The 3904-nt window shown below is 58.1% G+C and carries 4 protein-coding genes and 1 pseudogene; 3 read left to right on the forward strand and 2 right to left on the reverse strand.

Translation table 11 applies throughout. From position 1 onward, the window contains the following. Positions 1 to 103: 103 nt before the first annotated feature. Together C5F48_RS22315 and C5F48_RS22320 are read right to left on the reverse strand one after the other, a co-directional pair. The gene (locus C5F48_RS22315) at positions 104 to 499 is read right to left on the reverse strand and encodes a PIN domain-containing protein (protein WP_107665933.1); all 396 of its coding nucleotides are present in this window, start codon (positions 497 to 499) and stop codon (positions 104 to 106) included. Next, the gene (locus C5F48_RS22320; RefSeq protein WP_107665934.1) at positions 489 to 716 is read right to left on the reverse strand and encodes an AbrB/MazE/SpoVT family DNA-binding domain-containing protein; all 228 of its coding nucleotides are present in this window, start codon (positions 714 to 716) and stop codon (positions 489 to 491) included. The genes C5F48_RS22315 and C5F48_RS22320 overlap by 11 nt, the downstream gene beginning before the upstream one ends. A gap of 216 nt (positions 717 to 932) precedes the next feature. On the opposite strand from C5F48_RS22320, the gene repA reads away from it, so the two are divergent. The 3 genes and pseudogenes from repA to repC form a co-directional block, all read left to right on the forward strand. Beyond that, a complete protein-coding gene (gene repA, locus C5F48_RS22325) occupies positions 933 to 2117 on the forward strand; it encodes a plasmid partitioning protein RepA (RefSeq protein WP_107665935.1) in 1185 nt (394 codons plus the stop codon). Beyond that, a complete protein-coding gene (repB, locus tag C5F48_RS22330; RefSeq protein WP_107665936.1) occupies positions 2117 to 3109 on the forward strand; it encodes a plasmid partitioning protein RepB in 993 nt (330 codons plus the stop codon). Before repA ends, repB begins: the two co-directional genes overlap by 1 nt. Positions 3110 to 3291: 182 nt before the next feature. Continuing rightward, positions 3292 to 3904, forward strand: a pseudogene (gene repC / locus C5F48_RS22335) (plasmid replication protein RepC); the annotation flags it as partial.

A 3904-nucleotide genomic window follows, 5' to 3' on the forward strand; every position in this document is an offset into this window, starting at 1 on the left:
CCAGCAGGGCGTAGAGCGGCATCGCCTCGTCCAGATAGTAGTAGATCACCCTCCCCGCTTCCCACGGCCTTCCAGGGCGAGCCTCACCCAAAGAGCCGTTCGTCTACGCGAAAGGGTTCAAAATGCGTAGTTGGCCCTCCACCAGCAAGCCGTCATGCATATCTTCGCTCCACAGCGTCGTGCAGCCCGCGATGAGGGCGCTCGCCACAATCATCGCATCATAGACCGAGAAGCCATAGCGTTCCGCCAAAGCGCGGCCGACGTCGTGGGTCTGGAGTGTCAGCTTTTCAACCGTGCACAAGGCGCGCAGGCCAGCCAGAAACGCTTCTGATTCCTCCCAACTGAGGCCGGCCTTGCGGCGGCAGTTCACCAATGCCTCATTGAGAACCTGGACGCTTATTCGAGGCCCCTGCCCCAAAATGACCTCGGCGCGGTCAGACTTGGGGCCATCGTCGAGCAGGTAGAGGACGACATTCGTGTCCGCGAACTCAGCGCTCATGCGCTTCGTCGCGGCTCAAGCGCTCTGCTGCTCGTAGTTTGCCACGGAAGCGGCGCAGTCCAGCCAACACCTCATCGGGACGAGGCAGGCGACGCACCCTCAGCTGTCCGTCGTCCTTTACCAGGTCGATCTGGTCGCCTTCCTTCAGGCCAAGCTCGCGAACAAGGCCCGAAGGCAAGCGAACGGCAAGCGAATTGCCCCATTTTGCGACCTGCATCGTCACCTCCTGATGTGGATATACGAGGGATAACGTATATCCGCCGGCGGGCGTTGACAAGCCCCACGCCTTCGTTCGTTCGGTCTTGTGCACGTCCACTGCGTACACACCAAATTTAGAAAGGGCTTGCACGAATCCTAGACGTTCGACAATAGTCACGGAAATGGGTGACTAAACGCCCAAATCCGTGAACACGCCGCGGGAGCGCGAGGGCAGATGAGCAGAGCTGAGACACAGGAAGACTTGAACGCAGTTATCCGCCAGCATTCTGAACTGCTGGCGGCACAACTGCATTCGCAGCGTGAGAGCCTTTTCCCGCCCGACGCGTCAAAGTCGATGCGCAAGTTCACTTCAGGTGAAGCTGCAGCTTTACTTGGTGTCAACGATTCCTACCTCAGGAAGCTTCACCTTGATGGCAAGGGCCCTTCGCCTGAAACCTCTTCGGGGAACCGTCGGCACTATTCGGTTGACGATATCCATAACCTCAGGATTTTGTTAGAGAAAACCGCTCGGAGACCTGGCGATTACCTTCCTGGTCGGCGGGCCGGTGACCACCTCCAGATCATCGGTGTGATGAACTTCAAGGGCGGCAGTGGAAAGACCACTTCCGCTGCCCACTTGGCTCAGCGCCTCGCCCTCACTGGCTACCGGGTGCTAGCTATCGATCTAGACCCGCAGGCCTCGCTGACCGCCTTGCACGGAGTTCAGCCAGAATTCGATTTGCTGGATGGGGGCACACTTTACGACGCTATCCGTTACGACGACGCTGTCCCGATCACTCAGGTCATCCGCAAGACCTACATTCCGAATCTTGATCTGATTCCCGGCAACCTAGAACTCATGGAGTTTGAGCACGAAACGCCACGTGCCCTCGCGCGGGGCAACGCTGGCTTGTTCTTCTTTCGGGTTAAGGAGGCGTTGGCTCAGGTAGACGAGCAATACGACGTTGTAGTGATCGATTGTCCTCCGCAGCTCGGGTTCCTTACTATGTCGGCCCTATCGGCCGCGACTGGTGTTCTCGTGACTATCCACCCCGAGATGCTCGACGTTATGTCGATGAGCCAATTTCTCAGGATGACTGCGGACCTGATGGACGTCATTGCCGACAGTGGCGCCGACATGTCGCACGATTGGATGCGATATCTACTGACTCGCTACGAGCCGACGGACTCGCCGCAGAACCGCATCGTCGCGTTCTTGCGCACCATGTACGGTGACAAGGTCCTGAACTCGCCGATGCTTAAGTCGACCGCGATCTCTGACGCAGGGTTGACCAAGCAGACACTCTACGAGGTGGAGCGAAGCGCTTTCACGCGCACGACCTATGACCGGGCCATCGAAAGTCTGAATGCGGTCAATGACGAGATCACGCAGCTCATTCAGAAGACTTGGGGGCGCTGATGACCGACAGCAAAAAGAAGCGTATGTCGATGCTTGACAGTCTTTCGACAGCAGGGACCCCCCTCGTGCCTGGCAGCATGATGTCGAGCAACCGGGCACTTCGATCTGCGCGTGACGCTGTAGACGCTCACCACGTCTGGGAACTTGATCCAGCTGAAATCGAGGATGGGAGGTATTCAGACCGGCTAGATATTCAAGATGTTCACGATCTTCGGACATCCATAGAGCAGAACGGGCAGACCGTCCCGATCCTAGTTAGGCGTCACCCTACCGAGGCGGGCCTCTATCTCCTCGTCTATGGCCGCCGGCGGCTTGAAGCAATCCGTGGCTCTGACAAGGTGAGCAAAGTCCGCGCCCTTATTGCGAACTTGGATGATACAGCTGCGGTTCGCGCCCAGATTTCAGAGAACACCGGCAGACGTGACCTCAGCTACATTGAGCGCGCACTTTTCGCACAAGAGCTGCTCGACAGTCGTTTTGGCTCCCAGGCACAGATTGCCGAAGTGCTTAACGTGACTCGTTCGGCGGTGTCGATGGCAATTTCGGTCGCTAAGGCGGTTGGTGCACCCTTGGCACGCGCCATCGGACCGGCCCATGGTGTCGGCCGCCCCCGCTGGGAAGCTTTCGTGAAGGAGCTTTCCGAGGCGGGGGCTGATCAAGACGTGCTCTGTCGTATTGCCCTCGACGTTCGCGCCGCGGCAGTTGACAGCGGCCCGACCGAAGATGAGTCCCAAGCCGATGCATCAGTATCAGCCTTTGACGCCGTGTCGCGGTACCTGAGAAAGAGCGCTAGCCAGACACGTGGTCAAAAGCCAAGATCGAAGACCACGGCGCTTGCAATCGATGGCATTCCCGTAGGCGCCATCAAGAAGTCAAGCCGGGCGGTTCGGCTGGACCTAGCAAATTTGGACGATGCCTTTGCGGAATGGCTTGGTGCCCGCGCACAGGATCTCCTGGAAGAACTTCACAAGCGCTGGAAAAGCGAGACGTGAAGACAGGCAGAGCAGCAATAAAAAGGAGGCACGGTACAGGCTAAAGAAAAGGTCCCGCAAAGCTTGCGCTCCACGAGACCCAGACTTTGATCTTAGCACTTTCAAGGTAGTGGTCCAGAACGCAAACCGCAAGTCATAAGTGATTCGCGGGTCGGCTTTCTTTTGCCTTCGTGAATGACATCATGGAATACAGACCGATCTCGCCGTTTATGCGGCAGATATCGCACGCCCATCTGCGCTTGAACGATCAGCCAAAGGCATCTGTCACAGGCAAGTCCGTCAATAAATGGGAGCTTCTGCGCGAATTGTCCAAAGCGCAGGCGGCGTTCGGGGTAACTGAACGTGACCTGACTGTCTTACAAGGCCTTCTTAGTTTCTTTCCGGACGACGCGCTTGGCGGCAACGCGGAGACGATCATATACCCTTCCAACAAGGCAATTTGCGATAGGCTGAATGGCATGCCGTGCTCGACGATGCGTCGCCACCTCGCCCGTTTGGTTGAGGTCGGCTTACTATCGCGGCGCGATAGCCCAAACGGGAAGCGCTATGTCCGCAAGCATGCCCAAGAGCCCGTGGCCTTCGGCTTCGACCTCTCACCGCTCCATTGTCGAGCAGAGGAAATCGCTCGAGCCGCAGAGGCTGTGCGCGATGCCGAGAACCGTGTGCGACGCCTGAGAGAGGCCGTGAGCCTCATGAGACGCGACCTTCTTGCCGTGGCCGAGTTCGGCGAGGTGATCATGTCCCGGGCTCACCCTCTGGGGTCACCTCCGCGACACAGCTACGGCAACAGCCCGT

The organism is Cereibacter changlensis JA139 (genome assembly GCF_003034985.1).
Lineage (GTDB): Bacteria > Pseudomonadota > Alphaproteobacteria > Rhodobacterales > Rhodobacteraceae > Cereibacter > Cereibacter changlensis.